This is a genomic window from Natronoarchaeum sp. GCM10025321 (genome assembly GCF_042663585.1).
Lineage (GTDB): Archaea > Halobacteriota > Halobacteria > Halobacteriales > Natronoarchaeaceae > Natranaeroarchaeum.
Map to the genome: position 1 here is coordinate 1,925,222 of NZ_JBHTAN010000006.1, position 14,669 is coordinate 1,939,890.

At 64.0% G+C, this 14,669-nt stretch carries 15 protein-coding genes; 7 read left to right on the forward strand and 8 right to left on the reverse strand.

All coding sequences use genetic code 11. The features are described 5' to 3' along the window. Window positions 1–5: 5 nt before the first annotated feature. Window positions 6–1,166: a cell division protein FtsZ gene (ftsZ, locus tag ACFQL3_RS12690; RefSeq protein WP_377054835.1), complete on the reverse strand. Its 1,161-nt coding sequence runs from the start codon at window positions 1,164–1,166 to the stop codon at window positions 6–8. A 183-nt stretch (window positions 1,167–1,349) separates the two neighbouring features. Between ftsZ and ACFQL3_RS12695 the strand changes: the two genes are divergently transcribed. Next, entirely contained in the window at window positions 1,350–3,071 is a 1,722-nt protein-coding gene (locus ACFQL3_RS12695) for a radical SAM protein (RefSeq protein WP_377054837.1), read from the forward strand. Window positions 3,072–3,217: 146 nt separating this feature from the next. Beyond that, entirely contained in the window at window positions 3,218–3,619 is a 402-nt protein-coding gene (locus ACFQL3_RS12700; RefSeq protein ID WP_377054839.1) for a TRAM domain-containing protein, read from the forward strand. Here ACFQL3_RS12700 and ACFQL3_RS12705 read toward each other — a convergent pair. The 3 genes from ACFQL3_RS12705 to ACFQL3_RS12715 form a co-directional block, all read right to left on the reverse strand. Beyond that, entirely contained in the window at window positions 3,616–4,263 is a 648-nt protein-coding gene (locus ACFQL3_RS12705; protein ID WP_377054841.1) for a YkgJ family cysteine cluster protein, read from the reverse strand. The genes ACFQL3_RS12700 and ACFQL3_RS12705 overlap by 4 nt on opposite strands. A gap of 103 nt (window positions 4,264–4,366) precedes the next feature. Beyond that, window positions 4,367–5,158 carry an MBL fold metallo-hydrolase gene (locus ACFQL3_RS12710; protein WP_377054843.1) on the reverse strand — a complete coding sequence of 264 codons (792 nt, stop codon included), beginning with the start codon at window positions 5,156–5,158 and terminating at the stop codon, window positions 4,367–4,369. A 250-nt stretch (window positions 5,159–5,408) separates the two neighbouring features. Further along, window positions 5,409–5,687, reverse strand: coding sequence for a MarR family transcriptional regulator (locus ACFQL3_RS12715; RefSeq protein WP_377054845.1), 279 nt, complete (start codon window positions 5,685–5,687; stop codon window positions 5,409–5,411). 210 nt (window positions 5,688–5,897) lie between these two features. On the opposite strand from ACFQL3_RS12715, the gene ACFQL3_RS12720 reads away from it, so the two are divergent. Both ACFQL3_RS12720 and ACFQL3_RS12725 read left to right on the forward strand, forming a co-directional pair. Continuing rightward, complete coding sequence (locus ACFQL3_RS12720; RefSeq protein WP_377054847.1) at window positions 5,898–6,602, forward strand: class I SAM-dependent methyltransferase; 705 nt, start codon at window positions 5,898–5,900, stop codon at window positions 6,600–6,602. Between the two features lie 54 nt (window positions 6,603–6,656). Further along, on the forward strand, window positions 6,657–7,562 hold the full coding sequence (locus ACFQL3_RS12725; RefSeq protein ID WP_377054849.1) for a glycosyltransferase family 2 protein: 906 nt from the start codon (window positions 6,657–6,659) through the stop codon (window positions 7,560–7,562). Window positions 7,563–7,570: 8 nt separating this feature from the next. Here the strand turns inward: ACFQL3_RS12725 and ACFQL3_RS12730 are convergent, their stop codons facing one another. Continuing rightward, the gene (locus ACFQL3_RS12730) at window positions 7,571–8,389 is read right to left on the reverse strand and encodes an amidohydrolase family protein (protein WP_377054851.1); all 819 of its coding nucleotides are present in this window, start codon (window positions 8,387–8,389) and stop codon (window positions 7,571–7,573) included. Window positions 8,390–8,581: 192 nt separating this feature from the next. Here ACFQL3_RS12730 and thsA point away from each other — a divergent pair, with 192 nt between their 5' ends. Then, window positions 8,582–10,126, forward strand: coding sequence for a thermosome subunit alpha (thsA, locus tag ACFQL3_RS12735; RefSeq protein ID WP_377054853.1), 1,545 nt, complete (start codon window positions 8,582–8,584; stop codon window positions 10,124–10,126). A 195-nt stretch (window positions 10,127–10,321) separates the two neighbouring features. On the opposite strand, the gene ACFQL3_RS12740 is transcribed toward thsA, so the two are convergent. After that, on the reverse strand, window positions 10,322–10,792 hold the full coding sequence (locus ACFQL3_RS12740) for a GNAT family N-acetyltransferase (RefSeq protein WP_377054855.1): 471 nt from the start codon (window positions 10,790–10,792) through the stop codon (window positions 10,322–10,324). A gap of 110 nt (window positions 10,793–10,902) precedes the next feature. Between ACFQL3_RS12740 and tenA the strand changes: the two genes are divergently transcribed. Next, window positions 10,903–11,562 carry a thiaminase II gene (gene tenA / locus ACFQL3_RS12745; protein ID WP_377054857.1) on the forward strand — a complete coding sequence of 220 codons (660 nt, stop codon included), beginning with the start codon at window positions 10,903–10,905 and terminating at the stop codon, window positions 11,560–11,562. Then, the gene (locus ACFQL3_RS12750; protein WP_377054859.1) at window positions 11,562–13,076 is read left to right on the forward strand and encodes a sodium:solute symporter family transporter; all 1,515 of its coding nucleotides are present in this window, start codon (window positions 11,562–11,564) and stop codon (window positions 13,074–13,076) included. Before tenA ends, ACFQL3_RS12750 begins: the two co-directional genes overlap by 1 nt. A gap of 132 nt (window positions 13,077–13,208) precedes the next feature. Here the strand turns inward: ACFQL3_RS12750 and ACFQL3_RS12755 are convergent, their stop codons facing one another. After that, window positions 13,209–13,973: an SAM hydrolase/SAM-dependent halogenase family protein gene (locus ACFQL3_RS12755; protein ID WP_377054861.1), complete on the reverse strand. Its 765-nt coding sequence runs from the start codon at window positions 13,971–13,973 to the stop codon at window positions 13,209–13,211. Next, on the reverse strand, window positions 13,974–14,492 hold the full coding sequence (locus tag ACFQL3_RS12760) for a nicotinamide-nucleotide adenylyltransferase (RefSeq protein ID WP_377054863.1): 519 nt from the start codon (window positions 14,490–14,492) through the stop codon (window positions 13,974–13,976). Window positions 14,493–14,669: the final 177 nt, after the last annotated feature.

A 14,669-nucleotide genomic window follows, 5' to 3' on the forward strand; every position in this document is an offset into this window, starting at 1 on the left:
CGGTGTCAGTCGACGTAGTCGATGTCCTCGACCTGCTCTGCAGGCTGTTGCTGGGGCTGGGTCTCGGCCTCTGCTTCCTCCTCGTCGCTCCCCCCGTAGATCTGGGGCGAGTCGACGCCCGTGACGACGATCATCGTCCGCATCATGCCTTCGAGTTCCTCGTCGACGGAGGTCCCCCAGATGATCCGGGCGTCGGGGTCGATCCGGTCGTAGATCTCCTCGACGACACCTTCGGCCTCCTCGATGGACATGTCCGACCCGCCGGTGACGTTGACCAGCGCGGAGTTCGCGCCCGAGATATCGACGTCGAGCAGCGGCGATCGGAGCGCCGTCTTCACCGAGTCCTGTGCCTTCGAGTCGGAGTCGGACTCGCCGAGGCCGATCATGGCGACGCCGCCGCGTTCCATAACGGTCCGGACGTCGGCGAAGTCCAGATTGACCAGACCGGGCTTCGTGATGAGTTCGGTGATTCCCTTGACCGAGCGCATCAGCACCTCGTCGCTGACTTTGAACGCCTGCCGGACGGGAAGCTTGCCGACCGAGTCGAGCAGTCGGTCGTTCGGGACGACGATGACGGTGTCGGCGACGTCGCGAAGCCGTTCGAGCCCCGCTTCGGCGTTGGTCCGCCGCACCTCCCCCTCAGCGGTGAACGGCGTCGTGACGATGGCGATGGTCAGCGCGCCGCTCTCCCGGGCCGCCTTGGCCACGACCGGTGCGCTACCGGTGCCGGTGCCGCCGCCGAGCCCTGCCGTGACGAAGACCATATCGGAGCCGTCGACGGCGTCGTAGATCTCCTCCTGGCTTTCGATGGCGGCCTCCTCGCCGACCTGCGGCAGCGAGCCAGCACCGCGGCCCTGTGTCTTCTGCTCGCCCATCAGGATCTTGGTGTCGGCATCGATTTCGACGAGATGCTGGACGTCGGTGTTCGCGGCGACCAGTTTCGCACCGTGAATCCCCTCCTCGAACATCCGGTCGACGGTGTTGCCGCCCGCGCCGCCACAGCCGACGACTGTGATGTTAGTCTGTAGGTCCTGTAGAACGTCTTCGAGTTCGTCGTCGGTCATCGTCCCCGACGGGTTAACGTCCTGGGTGGCGCTGCCTCGCTCCGTGTCCCCCTCCTCCCCCTCCTCGGCCTCGTCAATGGCATCATCCACGATTGAGTCCATTCTTGCCCACTGTTACTAAGTGGAGGTTAATTATCTTTCCCCTCGGGCGTCAGACAGTCGTCAGACGCTGTCGCCGTCTCCGAAATAGGTAAATAGAACCTTACTCGCCGCGACGGGGCCGTAGCGGTTGTGGCGCAGGGGGCTTTCGCATGGGTTTTCCCCATCGAGGCTGTATCAGGAGATATGACTGACCCCGCAACACTCGACGTGACCATCGTCGACGGCTACGTCGACGAACCGGCCCATTTCGGGGTTCCGCCGTATATCTCGACGTATCCGCGCTACACCGCCGGGGCGCTGGTCGATGCCGGCGTGCCCCGCGAGCAGATCACCTATCACACCATCGACGAACTCCGCGACGACCGCTCGAAGTGGGCAGACGTCGCCAACGCCGATCTGTTCTGTTACGTCGGCGGGATCACGGTCCCCGGCAAGTACGTCGGCGGGACACCCGCCGAACCGGACGAGGTCCGCGAACTCGCCTGGACGGCCAAGGGCACGACCCTGATGGGCGGCCCCGTCAAGTTCGGCGTCGGCGACGAGAACGAGGGGGGCATCGAGACCGAGCGCGACGATCTGGATTATGATTTCGTGGCGAAAGGCGACATCGAGGCGGCGGCCTACGACCTCGTCCAGAGCGGCCTCGAGGGCTTCGGCAACCGGATGCGCTCGAACGAGGAGATCGACCGCTGGGCGGCCGACGGCACCTTCATCGTCGAACAGCACCCGAACCATCCCGAGTACCTGATCTGCGAGATGGAGACCTCCCGTGGCTGTCCGTACCGCTGTTCGTTCTGTACCGAACCGCTCTACGGCGACCCCGACTTCCGGCCGCCGCCGTCGGTCGTCACCGAGGTCGACCTGCTCGCGGACTACGGCGTGAAACACTTCCGCCTCGGCCGGCAGGCCGACATCCTCGCGTACGGCGGGGACGGCGAGAAGCCCAATCCCGACGCGCTCCGCCAACTCTACGCCGGCATCCGTGAGGTCGCCCCGGATCTGGAGACCCTCCACCTCGACAACATGAATCCGATCACGGTCGTCAAGTGGCCGGAGTTAGCCCGCGAGGGGATCCGGATCATCGCGGAGCACAACACGGCCGGCGACACCGCCGCATTCGGCCTCGAATCCGCCGATCCGAACGTGATGAGCGACAACAACCTGAACGTCACCGCCGACCAGTGTCTCGAAGCGGTACGGATCGTCAACGAGGAGGGTGGGTGGCGACCGGGTGAAGAGCCAGGCTCCGGGCCGTCGTGGGGGGCAGATGCTTCCAACCGCCTCCCCAAACTCCTTCCCGGTATCAACCTCGTCCACGGTCTCAAGGGCGAGCGCGAGGAGACGTTCGCACACAACAAGCGCTTCCTGCACCGGGTCTACGAGGAGGGCTACATGCTCCGTCGGGTCAACATCCGGCAGGTAATGGCCTTTGCCGGAACCGACATGTCCGAGACCGGCGCCGAGATCGCTCGCGACCACAAAAAGCAGTTCAAACAGTACAAGCGCGAAGTTCGCGAAGAGATCGACAACCCGATGCTCCAGCGACTCGTGTCCCCAGGGACGCGCCTGCCGGACGTCCACCTGGAGTATCATCAGGACGGCAAGACGTTCGGCCGCCAACTCGGCACCTACCCCCTGCTGGTCGGGATCCCGGGCGAACTCGAACTCGACCGGAAGATCGACATCGCGGTTGTCGATCACGGCTACCGGTCGGTGACCGGGGTTCCCTACCCGCTCGACGTCAACGCGGCCTCGATGGACGAACTGACAGCGATTCCGGGTATCGGCAAACAGCGGGCTGGCGATATCGTCGTCAATCGCCCGTACGAGACTCCGGCGGAGATAGAGGCGGAGGTGGACCTGACCGAGTTCACTCGTGCGGGGCGGCCCGAAGGCGCTGACTGATATAGCCACTGTACCCCGGCGCTGAGTGCTCCTGTAGAACCCGACTCGAAAACTCTGAGAAAGTTTTGTTGAGCGGTTTCAGCACATATTTTCGCCGACACTACTATTACGAATGGCTGCCAGGGTCTGCATGGAGGTATTTGAACTTGGAGATATCTGATAAACTGCTGTGTCTGTTCAGTGCTGAGGTACGAGCCGAGGAGGACAACTACGTCGTCGAGATCCCGCGGCGGGAAGTGGAGACCGGTGAGATCGATGCCGGCGACACCTACCGTGTTGCGCTCATTGCACGCGAGACCGAGACGGACGAGGAGAGCGAGTCGAAGGAGTCCGGAGCGCCACCGGAGCCACAACCGCCGGTCGAGATCAACGAGACGCGCTACGTCGAGATCGAGGACATCGGCAAGCAGGGCGACGGAATCGCCCGCGTCGAGCGGGGCTACGTCATCATCGTCCCGGACGCCGAGGTCGGCGAGCGCGTCAAAGTAGAGATCACGGAAGTCAAATCGAACTTTGCAGTCGGCGAAATCGTCGAAGAAGACTTCTAGTCGATCTTGTCGCCAGCCCGATCCTTCGCTCCTTCGGAGTCGTGGACGACAACGCCGTCGGCCTCGACCGGCGCGTAGTTGTCACGCACTCCGATCGCTTCTTGCAGTTCTCTGATCGCTCGCTCCTGTAACGCCGCCGCGAGTTCTTCGGCGTCTTCTCGGCTAATCTCCCGGCCCAACCCCTCACACTCGTGTGCCCGGACCATCCCGGCCTCGTCGACGGCCTCACCCATCGGCTGGCTGGTGCCCCCGAGCGCCACGCTGAACGGATACGTCTGGCAGATCAGGGGCCGGTCGTCGTGGACCGTACACGCTCCCGTACCGTCCGCGGACTCCTCGTAAAACGTACAGTTCCCACACGAGTCGGTTTCCAGGGCCCACTCGAAGGTTTCGCCCTCGGGCCCGTCCTCGCCCTCTTCGATGCCGTAGGGCATCGGCCGGGCGACGTCCCGCCAGTCGTACTCCTCGTCCTGTAGCTCTCGAACCTCGTCCGGAAACACCGTCGCAGTGTGTGGGTCCTCGTCGTCGGCTTTGCAGCAGGCACCACAGCGCGTACACTCGAAACCGATCGTCTCGATGGCGTCGGCCAGTTCGCCGACGTCTAGCGCCCTCGCGCGCTCCAGTTCGGTTTCGAGGCTATCCATACCCGAGCGAGCGGCCGAGCGGGCAAAAGCCCCTCGCTCTCTGTGAGGTGAGGAAGCGTTCTACTCGACGGGCACGCCCGGCGGAATCGAGCAATCGGATCCCTCAGCGAGGCCGGGCGACCCCATCGGCCCAGTTGACACGGCCTTCCACGGCGAGCTTTTCGAGATGGGCGATCACCGTCTTGCGCGCCAGATCACGGACGCCGTCGAGCGATTTCTCGTAGGCTTCGTCGACGATTCCGTCGGGGGTACTCGCGCCCGCCCGGACTGCCCGCTCGATGCGGCGCTCGCGGTCGATCCGGTGTGCGATAAGCCGCGCGAGCGTCTCGGCTGGATCGTCGATGACGGGGCCATGACTCGGGAACAGCCGATCCGGATCGCGTGCCAGCAGTCGACGGAGAGCGCTGAGATAGCCGCGCATGTCCCCGTCCGGGCCGCCGACGAAGACGCTCCCGTCGGCGACGGCGAGGTCCCCGGTCAGGAGGACGTCTTCCGGAGCGCCGCGGACGGCGAGTGCGACGTGATCCGGTGCATGGCCCGGCGTGGCAGTCACGCGGAGTCCGTACTCCCCCGCGTCGACGTGAGCGCCGTCGCGGATCGTCCGGTCCGGGGGTATCCCGGTCGCCCGCTCGAAACGCGTCTCGTAGCCGGCCCGTGCGAGAACCGTCAGATCGTACTCGGCGGCGTACTCAGCGACGCCGCCGACGTGATCCGGGTGCGTATGCGTGACGAGCAGTCGGGAGGGTTCGCGCTCTTCGACGACCTCGTCGAGCGCTGCCGTACGGTCGGCCGGGTCGACCAGGACGCCGCCGTCGTGGCCAACGACATAGGCGTTGGTCGACCCAGTCGGGACTCGCGGGGACGCTTCGATCGGAACGCGTCGAACCGCTGTCATCGACGATGCTTCGTGCGAGCGGATGAAATCACTGTCGGCCTCCCTGTGAAACGACGACGTCGGCGAACTCGAAGGGAGGGCCCTCTGCTCGTACACGTGGTGTATCGCCTCCGGGTCGGTTCTGGTCGGCGTCGAAAGGTGGATGAGTCACCTGTATACCGGTTCGTTCGTGACTATCCGTCGAGAGTGCTAACTGTTGTGGGAGACTACTCGGGGAAACGCAGTCGGACGAACGCTCACCGAGAAGGGCCTAGTTGTGAAGGTAGTATACCTGTTTGCGGGCGTCGCGGAAACTGTAACGGGACCCGACCAGATCGACCTCTTCGAGGCGGTTCAGCGCGTAGCGAACTGTGCGGTCGGGCAGGAGCGATTCTTCGGCGAGTTGGCCCTGCGAGAGAGGCGACTCCGTTTCGAGTACCTTGGCGATCAGTTTCGCACTTGGTGGGAGTTCGCGCAGGCGGTCGCGGTATTCCGTATCCGAGAGTGGTTCTTCGATACTGTCCGAACGTTCACCCGTGATCGTGCTCATACTGGAGGAGCGGTCGTCGTTGATGGTAAAAGTTGTCTATATGTGTGTCAAAATAAATACAAGAATATAAAGTGTATATATGCCATACCTATTTTCCGCAACATCCGGCAATAGTTGCGCACCGTCGCACACAATTCGACCAGCGGCGACCGCCTTTCCCAATCCGTTTCCAGTATCGTTTTATTCCCGGGCCAGATAATCAGCGTAAGCGTGAAAGGGCAGGAGTGGTACCAGGCGACCGACGTCGCCCAAGAATACGACGATAAGCGGTTCTCCCAGGGCGGTCGACTCATCGACCGCCGAGAGAAAGAAGCAGTGCTCGACGCCATCGGGCCTGTCGAGGACAAGAAAGTCCTCGAGATAGCCTGTGGTACTGGTCGGTTCACCGCGATGCTAGCCGAACTCGGGGCCGATATCGTCGGCCTCGATATCTCGGCCGAGATGCTTAACGAGGCCCGCTCCAAGGCAAACGCCGCCGGTGTCAGAGATACCGTCGAGTTCATGCGTGGGGACGCCGGACGGCTTCCGTTCGAGGATGACGAGTTCGACGCCGTCATCGCGATGCGATTTTTCCATCTCGCTAACACTCCTGCCGAGTACCTCGCGGAGATTCGACGCGTATCGAGCGGCGACGTAATGTTCGATACGTTCAAGAGCAGTAGCACCAGGAGCATCTACAACTGGGCGCTCCCGATGGGGTCGCGCCTGTACTCCCGCTCGGAAGTCAAGTCGCTCGTCAAGGGCGCAGGCCTGGAGATGGTCGGCGACTCGCACGATTTCCTGCTTCCGTACGGCTTCTACCGGTCGATTCCGAACGGACTGGCCAGCGCGTTCCGGCGAGTCGACACGACGCTTGGGAAGACGCCGGTCGGCGAGCCGCTCGCATCGGTATCGTACTGGCACGCCACTGTTTGACGACCGACATTTTCTTTCGGGATATTTATAGCTCTGGCACAGGAACCCGATGGTATGGACCTCTCGGTAGTGATCCCGACCCTTAATAACCGGGAGGAGCTGCGCGGCTGCCTCGACTCGCTGGCAGCACACGCTGACGATATCGAACTGATCGTCGTCAACGGTCCCTCATCCGACGGAACGACCGGGATGGTTCGGGCCCGCGACGACGTCGACGTGCTGGTCGAAATCTCCGAACGGAACGGGAACGTCGCCAGGAACGCTGGAATCTCGACGGCTACCGGCGACGCCGTGGCGTTCGTCAGTACCGAACTGGCGGTCGAGCCCTCCTGGTACCGTGCCGTCATGACCTCACTCGAATCGGGGGCTGACGTCGTCACTGGCCCGACACATCGGAGTCTTCGTGCCGGAGTGACGACCGAAGAGGAGACCACTACGACGGTGGCTGGACGGACGGTGACGTTCTTCAACGGTGATAACGTCGCGTTCGACGCCGAAACGCTCCGGGCGCTCGACGGGTTCGACGAGTTCCTGAACGAAGACGGCGAACGCGACGCCTCACACCGGCTTGCCGGGATGAACTACTCGATCACCTGGAACGGCGAGATGTGCGTCCGGGGGGAGTTCGAGGCCGACGGCGGCCAGATTGAACGAGCGATCGGCTCCAGCTACCGCTCACGGGCCTATCGGCTCGGCAAGAACTACGGCATTAGACCGCTGACCGCGGTCAAGACGCTCTGGCGCGCCTTTCGGGACTCGATCGATGCCGCGGGCGACGTCACCCGGGGAGACCTCCAGCCGACCGTCTGGCTCCGGAGCGGCCAGGACGTGATCGGTGGGCTCCTCAGTGGCGGCTACACCGGGCTTCGGGCAAGACGTGCCGACCCGTCGTCTCGGCGGAACCCGAACGGGGTCTCGACCCGGCACGACCGTGCAGTCCGGCGCTACGACCGGCGCTAATCGGGCCCTCAGCCGTTCTCCGGTGCGAGCGCATCGATCACTCGCGACGGGTTCGTATCGAAGACGCGATGCAGTTTGTCCTCCGAGACATCGAGCGTTAGAATCTCCATTACGGCGACGTTCGGATGCGTCTCCGGGCCGCCGCTCCCGAAGAGAATACGGCCGGGATACTCCAGCAGAGCGCGTTCCAGTTGATCCCGGTAGCGGACGTAGCTAGTGTCCAGATAGTACTCGTCGTACTCATCGAGAAGGTCGATTGCGCGGCTCATCGCGTCACGGTTCAGCGGGTGGCCGCCGAAGTGGGCGAGGATCACCGGGAACGAGTAGCCGAGGAGTTCCTCGGCAATCGTCTCCGGCGGGGTCGCTTCGGTGCCGCGAACGAGCACCGGCAGTCCGACCTCGTCGAGTGCCGTGAGGACTTCGTCGTCCGGAATTCCGTCCCGGACCGGATCGAGTTTGAAGCCGTGGAACCGGTCGTCGTAGGCGTACTGTTCGATATCCTCGGGAGCGGTGTGGTACTCCTCGCGCGAGGACGTGAGGTTTCGGAGCTGTGAGGTCGCGCTATCGCCCGGTTCGCGCGTGCCGTTGATCCGGGCGAACGCAACGAACGGCCGGTCGACACTCAGACGTGCCACCGCGTTGTTCGATCGGAGATAATCGGTCTTCGACCGCTGATCGGGGAAGACGACTGACCGGACGACACCGGCCTGATGCATCTCGCGTGCCAGGGTATCGGGCGTAATCGACCTCCCCGTACTCGCCCCGGGGTCGGGGGCCAGTCGGACGTGAACATCGACGACCCGGAAGCGGTGTTCCAGCTCCAGCATACCCCCGCCTTTCTGAGCGTGCCAGTTCTAACTGACGGTTCGAAGGGGACGACTGCGACCGGAGGAGTCGGCCGAGAGAGCAGGCCTGCCCCGTTCCGGTTCAGTAACATTTATATCGAACTGCAAGGTACATATCAAGCGTAGATTACCATGGCAAACGCAAATCGTCAGCGACGCATGGGTGGACAGCCGATGTTTATTTTGAGCGAAGACTCCGAGCGAACCTCGGGGGAGGACGCTCAGCAGTCGAACATCACCGCCGGAAAGGCCATTAGCGAGGCCGTACGCACGACGCTTGGCCCCCGCGGGATGGACAAGATGCTGGTGTCGGACGCCGGCGACGTCGTCATCACGAACGACGGCGCGACGATTCTCGACGAGATGGATATCGAGCATCCGGCCGCCGATATGATCGTCGACGTCGCCCAGACACAGGAAGACGAGATCGGTGACGGTACGACGACAGCGGCGATCATCGCCGGTCAGCTACTTGCTCAGGCCGAGAACCTCTTCGAGGACGACGTCCACGCGACGACGGTCGTCGAGGGCTATCACGAGGCCGCCGAACTCGCTCACGACGCCGTCGACGAGATGACACTCGACGTCGACGTCGACGACGAACTTCTGATAAACGTCGCCGAATCGAGCATGACCGGCAAGGGAACCGGCGGCGTCACGGCGGAATCGCTCGCCCAGACGGTCGTCGGAGCCGTAAGCCACATTAGCAGCGACGAGGGCGTCGAGCGCGATAACATCACCCTGCAGACGCAGGTCGGTGGCTCCTCCAGCGAGACCGAACTTATCCAGGGGATCGCGCTGGACGAAGAAGCGGTCCACGAGACGATGCCCGACGCCGTCGAGAACGCCGATATCGGCCTGCTCGACGTCGAACTCGGCGTCCAGGCGGGCGATGTCGACGCCGAGTACAGCATCGAGAACATCGATCAACTGAACGCCGCGATGGACGCCGAGGAGTCCGAACTGAAGGAGACGGCACAGAGCATCGTCGACTCCGGCGTCGATGTCCTGTTCAACAGCGAGGAGATCGACGACCGCGTGGCCTCACTGCTCGCCAACGAGGGAGTCCTCGCGTTCGATAGCCTCTCGGATAGCGACATCCGCGGCATCGCGAGTGCGACCGGCGCACGACGTGTTGGCGCGCTCGAAGACTTCGAGAGCGAGGAGTTCGGCCACGCCGACTCGATCCGTACCGAGGCCTTCGCCGACGACGAACTCGTATTCATCGAGGGCGGTGCAGCAGCGGAATCCGTCACTGTACTCGTCCGCGGCGGCACCGAGCACGTCGTCGACGAACTCGAACGCACGCTGCGCGACGCCGTCGACGTCGTCTCCTCGGCGGCCGAAACCGGCAGCATCGTCCCCGGTGCCGGAGCAACCGAAATCGCCATCGCGGCCCACATTCGCTCGGAAGCGGCGGGCATCTCCGGCCGCAAACAGCTAGCCGTCGAAGCCTTCGCCGACGCAATCGACACCGTCCCGCGCACGCTGGCGGAGAACGCCGGCCTCGACGCCATCGACTCGCTCGTCGAACTCCGCGGCGACCACGACGATAACGGCCGCGCCGGCCTGATCGTCGACGGTCAGTTCCGTGAGGTGGGCGACCCCGTCGAACACGGCGTCGTCGACCCTGCCGCGGTCAAACACGAGGCCATCGAGAGCGCCACCGAGGCCGCGACGATGATCGCTCGGATCGACGACGTGATCGCCGCCGAGTAAGCGGGCGAGCGTTTCATCGCGAGACTGTGGTCGGCGGCGAGTAGCTGCAGGGTGATCGGGTGAGGGTTCATCCCAAACCCGCGTTCGGCGGCGAGTAGCCGGATGAACAATTCGGTCCCACCACACCCCGTTCGAGGAAGCGTATTGTAGTAGCGTTGCTCGCAGAGCCGACAGTACGCCACTACCGCCGACCGGTCAATCGATCCGTTTGTCCATCTTGAGGCGTCGAGTCGCGTAGCCGCGGGACTCGTACACGCGGCGAGCGGTCTCGTTGTCGACGTTCACCGAGAGCGAGACGTACTCGCAACCGCGGTCGGCCGCCCAGCGTTCGGCCCGCTCCATCAGGCCATCCGCCAGGCCGTTTCCCCGGTACTCGGGAACGACGTAGACGTCGTTGATATTGGCTTTGGGGCCGCGTGCGAACACCGACGCCGAGTCCTCGTACTCGACGGCGGTGTAGCCAGCGAAGGTGCCGTCGTCGTCGGCGACGAACGTCGCGATATCGTCGTCATTGAACTGCTCCCGGCGAAACGCCACCTCGGCCTCTCGGATCCCGTCGGCCAGCGCGTTGTACGGATCGAGATCCGCCATCTCGCGGGAGAACGGGTGCCAGAGGTCGTCGACGAACTGCTCTACCTCGTCGTCCTGAACTCGGCGGATGTCCATACGCCCCGTTGATCCGGCGATGACGTAATGGTGGGGGACGAGGGCAGTTAGAGGGATAACTGGGTGATATTAGTAAATTATAACTGGCGAGAGCCGCGTTCTCTCACGTAATGGCATTTAGCGACGAACTGCTCGACGAGGGCCAGGAGATCTGGGCGGCACAGAAAAACCATCCCTTCGTGACGGAACTGGCCGACGGAACGCTCGATCCCGACTCTTTCGCCACGTGGGTGCGACAGGACTATCGCTACCTACTCGATTACGCGCGCACGTTCGCCATCGCGGGGACGAAAGCGCGCGACGAGGAGACGATGCGGCATCTGATGGGTGTCTCTCACACCGTCCTGGACTACGAGATGGATCTCCACCGGGAGTTCGCCGCCGATTACGGCCTCTCCGTCGACGACCTCGAATCGACGACGAAAGCGCCGACCTGCGTCGCCTACACCAACTTCCTCATCCGGACCGCACACGAGGGCTCGCTCGCCGAGATTGCGGCGGCGATCTACCCCTGCGGGCAGGGCTATCTCGACATCGCCGAGCACATGGCTGACCTCGCCGACGAGGAGCACCGCTACACCCCATTCATCGAGAAGTACACCAGCGAGGAGTTCTACGAGGCGGTCGACTGGATGCGCGAGTTCGTTGACCACTGTGGCGAGCGCTATCCCGGCGAGCACGACGCGATGCGGGACGCATTCCGCACGAGCGCGCGACTCGAACACCACTTCTGGGAGATGGCCTACACGCAGGAGGAGTGGGAGCTCTGATGGTCTCGACGACGCTCGCGCTCGGTGTCACGACGCTCACGCTCGCAACGTTCACCCTGCTGGGCCTCTGGTACTCGCGGGGACGGGTCGACTCGCTGGAACAGTTCGTCTCCGCGCGGGACAGCGCCGGCACTGGGGCGACTACGGCGACGCTGATCGCGTCGGTGATGGGCGCATGGATCCTCTTTAGCCCGGCGGAGGCCGGAGCCGCCTTCGGCGGGATTCCGGCGATCCTGGGCTACGCTATCGGGAGCGCGATCCCGCTGTTGCTGTTCATTCCGATCGGTGCGCGCATCCGCGAACTGATGCCGGCGGGCCACACGCTCACCGAGTACGTTCTCGCGCGCTACGGGCCGTGGATGTACGGCTACGTGCTGGTCATCTCGGTGTTTTACATGTTCATCTTCCTGGCCGCGGAGATGACCGGTATCGCGCTCGCGCTCTCGTTGGTTGCGGGCGTCCCGCAGTGGCAGACCGCGGCGCTCATCGGCGGGTTCGTCCTCGTCTACACTGCCTACGGCGGCCTAGTCGCTAGCATCTTCACCGACACCATCCAGACGCTGGTGATCTTGCCCCTGCTGGCCGTCGGCTTCGGCGGCGCGCTGTTCGCGCTGGGCGGGACCGGCGAGGTCCACGCCACGACGGTCGCGAGCAACCCCGACCTCCTGAACCCGGGCTACCTCGCTGGCGTCGAGTTCGGCATCTACGTGGTCTTCGCCATCATCGGCGCGAACCTGCTGAACCAGGGCATGTGGCAGCGCGTCTACGCGAGCAAGGACACCGCAACGCTCCAGCGCTCGTTCGGGGTCGCCGCCGTTGCGGTGGTGCCGATGGTGCTGCTCGCCGGACTGTTCGGCGTCGCCGCGGCCGGGATGGGGCTGATCGAGGGCGGCAACGCCAGCATCGCCTTCTTTCTCGTCGCCGGGGCGGCGTTCCCCGAGTGGGTCCTGCTCGTCGTGGTCGTCCTCGCCGTCCTGCTGGTGATGAGTTCGGCCGATACGATGTTCAACGCCATCGCGAGCATCGTCACCGCTGATCTGGCGCGACTGCTCGACGATCCGAGCGGTCGAACTCTCTCGCTCTCGGGACGGGCGCTGACAGTCGTCGTCGCGCTCGGTGCCATCCTGATCGGCGCGCAGGGCTACAGCGTGCTCGAACTGTTTCTCACGGCGGACCTGCTCGCGGCCGCTACCGTCGTTCCGTTCCTCTACGGACTCTACTCGACGCGCCTGACTCAGGGCTCCGCAGTCGTTGCGGCCCTTGCCGGCCTCGTTGTCGGCGTGTCATACTTCCCGCCGCTTCGTGGCGTTCTGGCGGCGGTTCCCGGTCTCGCCGACGTGCTTCCGGCCCCCTCGTTCCTGGTCGCGTTCGTCGGGGCGACAGTCATCTCGGCGCTGGTGACAGTCGTGGCCGACCGACTGGTCGACGCGGAGTTCGAGCACGCGACGCTCGGCGCGGCGGTCCGGTCGCTCGACGATCCGATGACTGATGGCGGTCGGGAGGAAGAACAATGAGCGCGCTAGGCGGCCTCGCTTTCGCCCTGCTCGTCTGGGCGTCGGTCGCGCTCGTACTGCTCGTCTTCGGCTATCTCGTCTACGCGCTGGCGAGTGACGCCGCTGTCTGAGGCGAACGCGTCGGTCCGGGAGTCAGAGTTCGATTCGGACGTCGTCACCGGCCTCGAGGCCGAACGCCTCGTCGCCACGCCCCTGATTGACGTCGAGTTCGACGTTGCCGTGGCTACCGACCGTCACGAGCCACTGGCCTGTCGGGACGGAGGCAAAGGTCTCGCCGACGGGGACCCTCTGGCCGTTTACATCGACTTCCTCGCAGCCCTCGACGGTGTAGCCGGGAAGATTCGTAATGACGTTGCCGAAGCCGTCGACGACCAGCACCTCGCCGACGACGGCATCGTCACGGATCGTCGGCTCTGGAAGCCGCAGTTCGACGTGTTCGTCGGTCCGCGTGAGATCGGCAAGGGCGGCGAGGGCGTCCTCGTCGCGCCACTGCTCGTGAACGATACCGGCCGCCGGAGCGAAGACGTCGCGGCCGTGAAACGTCGAGCTTTCGGCGTCCTCGTCGCTGATCTCGTAGACGGTGAACGCTTCGTCGTCGGGAGCAAGGGAGCGGGCCGCAGGAAGCAAGACACCGTTGTCCGGGCCGACCAGCACATGCTCGCCGGCCTGGATAGCGACCGCGGCGCGGTCGGTACCGACGCCCGGATCGACGACGACGAGGTGGACGGCTGGCGGAAAATACGGCAGGATCTCCCGTAGCCAGAACGCGGCGGCGCGGACGTCCTGGCGCGGGAACTCGTGGCTCACGTCGACGAGACGAGCCTCCGAGTGCTGGAGGAGAACGCCCTTCATCGCTGCCGGATACGGCGAACCGAAGTCGGAACTGAGCGTAATCATCTACACGCCGTCGGTCTTGCTGACCCGCTGAATCCGCTCGATACCGCCGATTTCGTCGATGACCTCGACGACCGGATCGGGGACGAGCGGTTGCCAGTTCTTGCCTTTGATCATCCGTTCGCGGACCTCAGATCCCTCTAGCACCTCGCGGTTGAACATCGGGGACTGGCGGACCTCGACGCCGGCCTCCCCGAACAACTGGATGACGAGGGGGTTGTTCGAGTATGCCACGTCGAACTCGGGGCTCATGCTCTGCACGTGGCTCACCCAGACGGAGTTGCGCTCCAGGTCCTCGATGGGGACGGCGTAGGTAACCAGATCCAGATCGACGAGCGACTTCGTGATCATCATGATACGCTCCCCGGCGGTGAACGGGTCGTGTTTGGCGTGAGAGGCATCAGCACTCCCGATCCCGAGGACGAGTTCGTCGATGTCGTCGTCGTCGACGATCTGCTCGACCATGTTCAGATGGCCGTTGTGGAAGGGTTGAAACCGACCGATGTAGCATCCGCGGTCCATACCGGCCGTTGACCGCAATCCGGGTTAAACGTGGCCTTTTGAGCGAACAGGGTGTGTCACGCGGCTAGTACGACTGGGTGGTAACGTTCTAGTAACCAGTTCGGGTCGTCGCTGTGCTGCGGTTTTGTGATCTCAGTGAGAGATGGGGAGGGAGAAAGTATATCAGTGGAGCAGCCT

Bases quoted from the DNA above. Each gene is read 5' to 3' on its own strand.
- ftsZ (WP_377054835.1), bottom strand. From the start codon at position 1,166: ATGGACTCAATCGTGGATGATGCCATTGACGAGGCCGAGGAGGGGGAG.
- ACFQL3_RS12695 (WP_377054837.1), top strand. From the start codon at position 1,350: ATGACTGACCCCGCAACACTCGACGTGACCATCGTCGACGGCTACGTC.
- ACFQL3_RS12705 (WP_377054841.1), bottom strand. From the start codon at position 4,263: ATGGATAGCCTCGAAACCGAACTGGAGCGCGCGAGGGCGCTAGACGTC.
- ACFQL3_RS12710 (WP_377054843.1), bottom strand. From the start codon at position 5,158: ATGACAGCGGTTCGACGCGTTCCGATCGAAGCGTCCCCGCGAGTCCCG.
- ACFQL3_RS12715 (WP_377054845.1), bottom strand. From the start codon at position 5,687: ATGAGCACGATCACGGGTGAACGTTCGGACAGTATCGAAGAACCACTC.
- ACFQL3_RS12725 (WP_377054849.1), top strand. From the start codon at position 6,657: ATGGACCTCTCGGTAGTGATCCCGACCCTTAATAACCGGGAGGAGCTG.
- ACFQL3_RS12730 (WP_377054851.1), bottom strand. From the start codon at position 8,389: ATGCTGGAGCTGGAACACCGCTTCCGGGTCGTCGATGTTCACGTCCGA.
- thsA (WP_377054853.1), top strand. From the start codon at position 8,582: ATGTTTATTTTGAGCGAAGACTCCGAGCGAACCTCGGGGGAGGACGCT.
- ACFQL3_RS12740 (WP_377054855.1), bottom strand. From the start codon at position 10,792: ATGGACATCCGCCGAGTTCAGGACGACGAGGTAGAGCAGTTCGTCGAC.
- tenA (WP_377054857.1), top strand. From the start codon at position 10,903: ATGGCATTTAGCGACGAACTGCTCGACGAGGGCCAGGAGATCTGGGCG.
- ACFQL3_RS12750 (WP_377054859.1), top strand. From the start codon at position 11,562: ATGGTCTCGACGACGCTCGCGCTCGGTGTCACGACGCTCACGCTCGCA.
- ACFQL3_RS12755 (WP_377054861.1), bottom strand. From the start codon at position 13,973: ATGATTACGCTCAGTTCCGACTTCGGTTCGCCGTATCCGGCAGCGATG.
- ACFQL3_RS12760 (WP_377054863.1), bottom strand. From the start codon at position 14,492: ATGGACCGCGGATGCTACATCGGTCGGTTTCAACCCTTCCACAACGGC.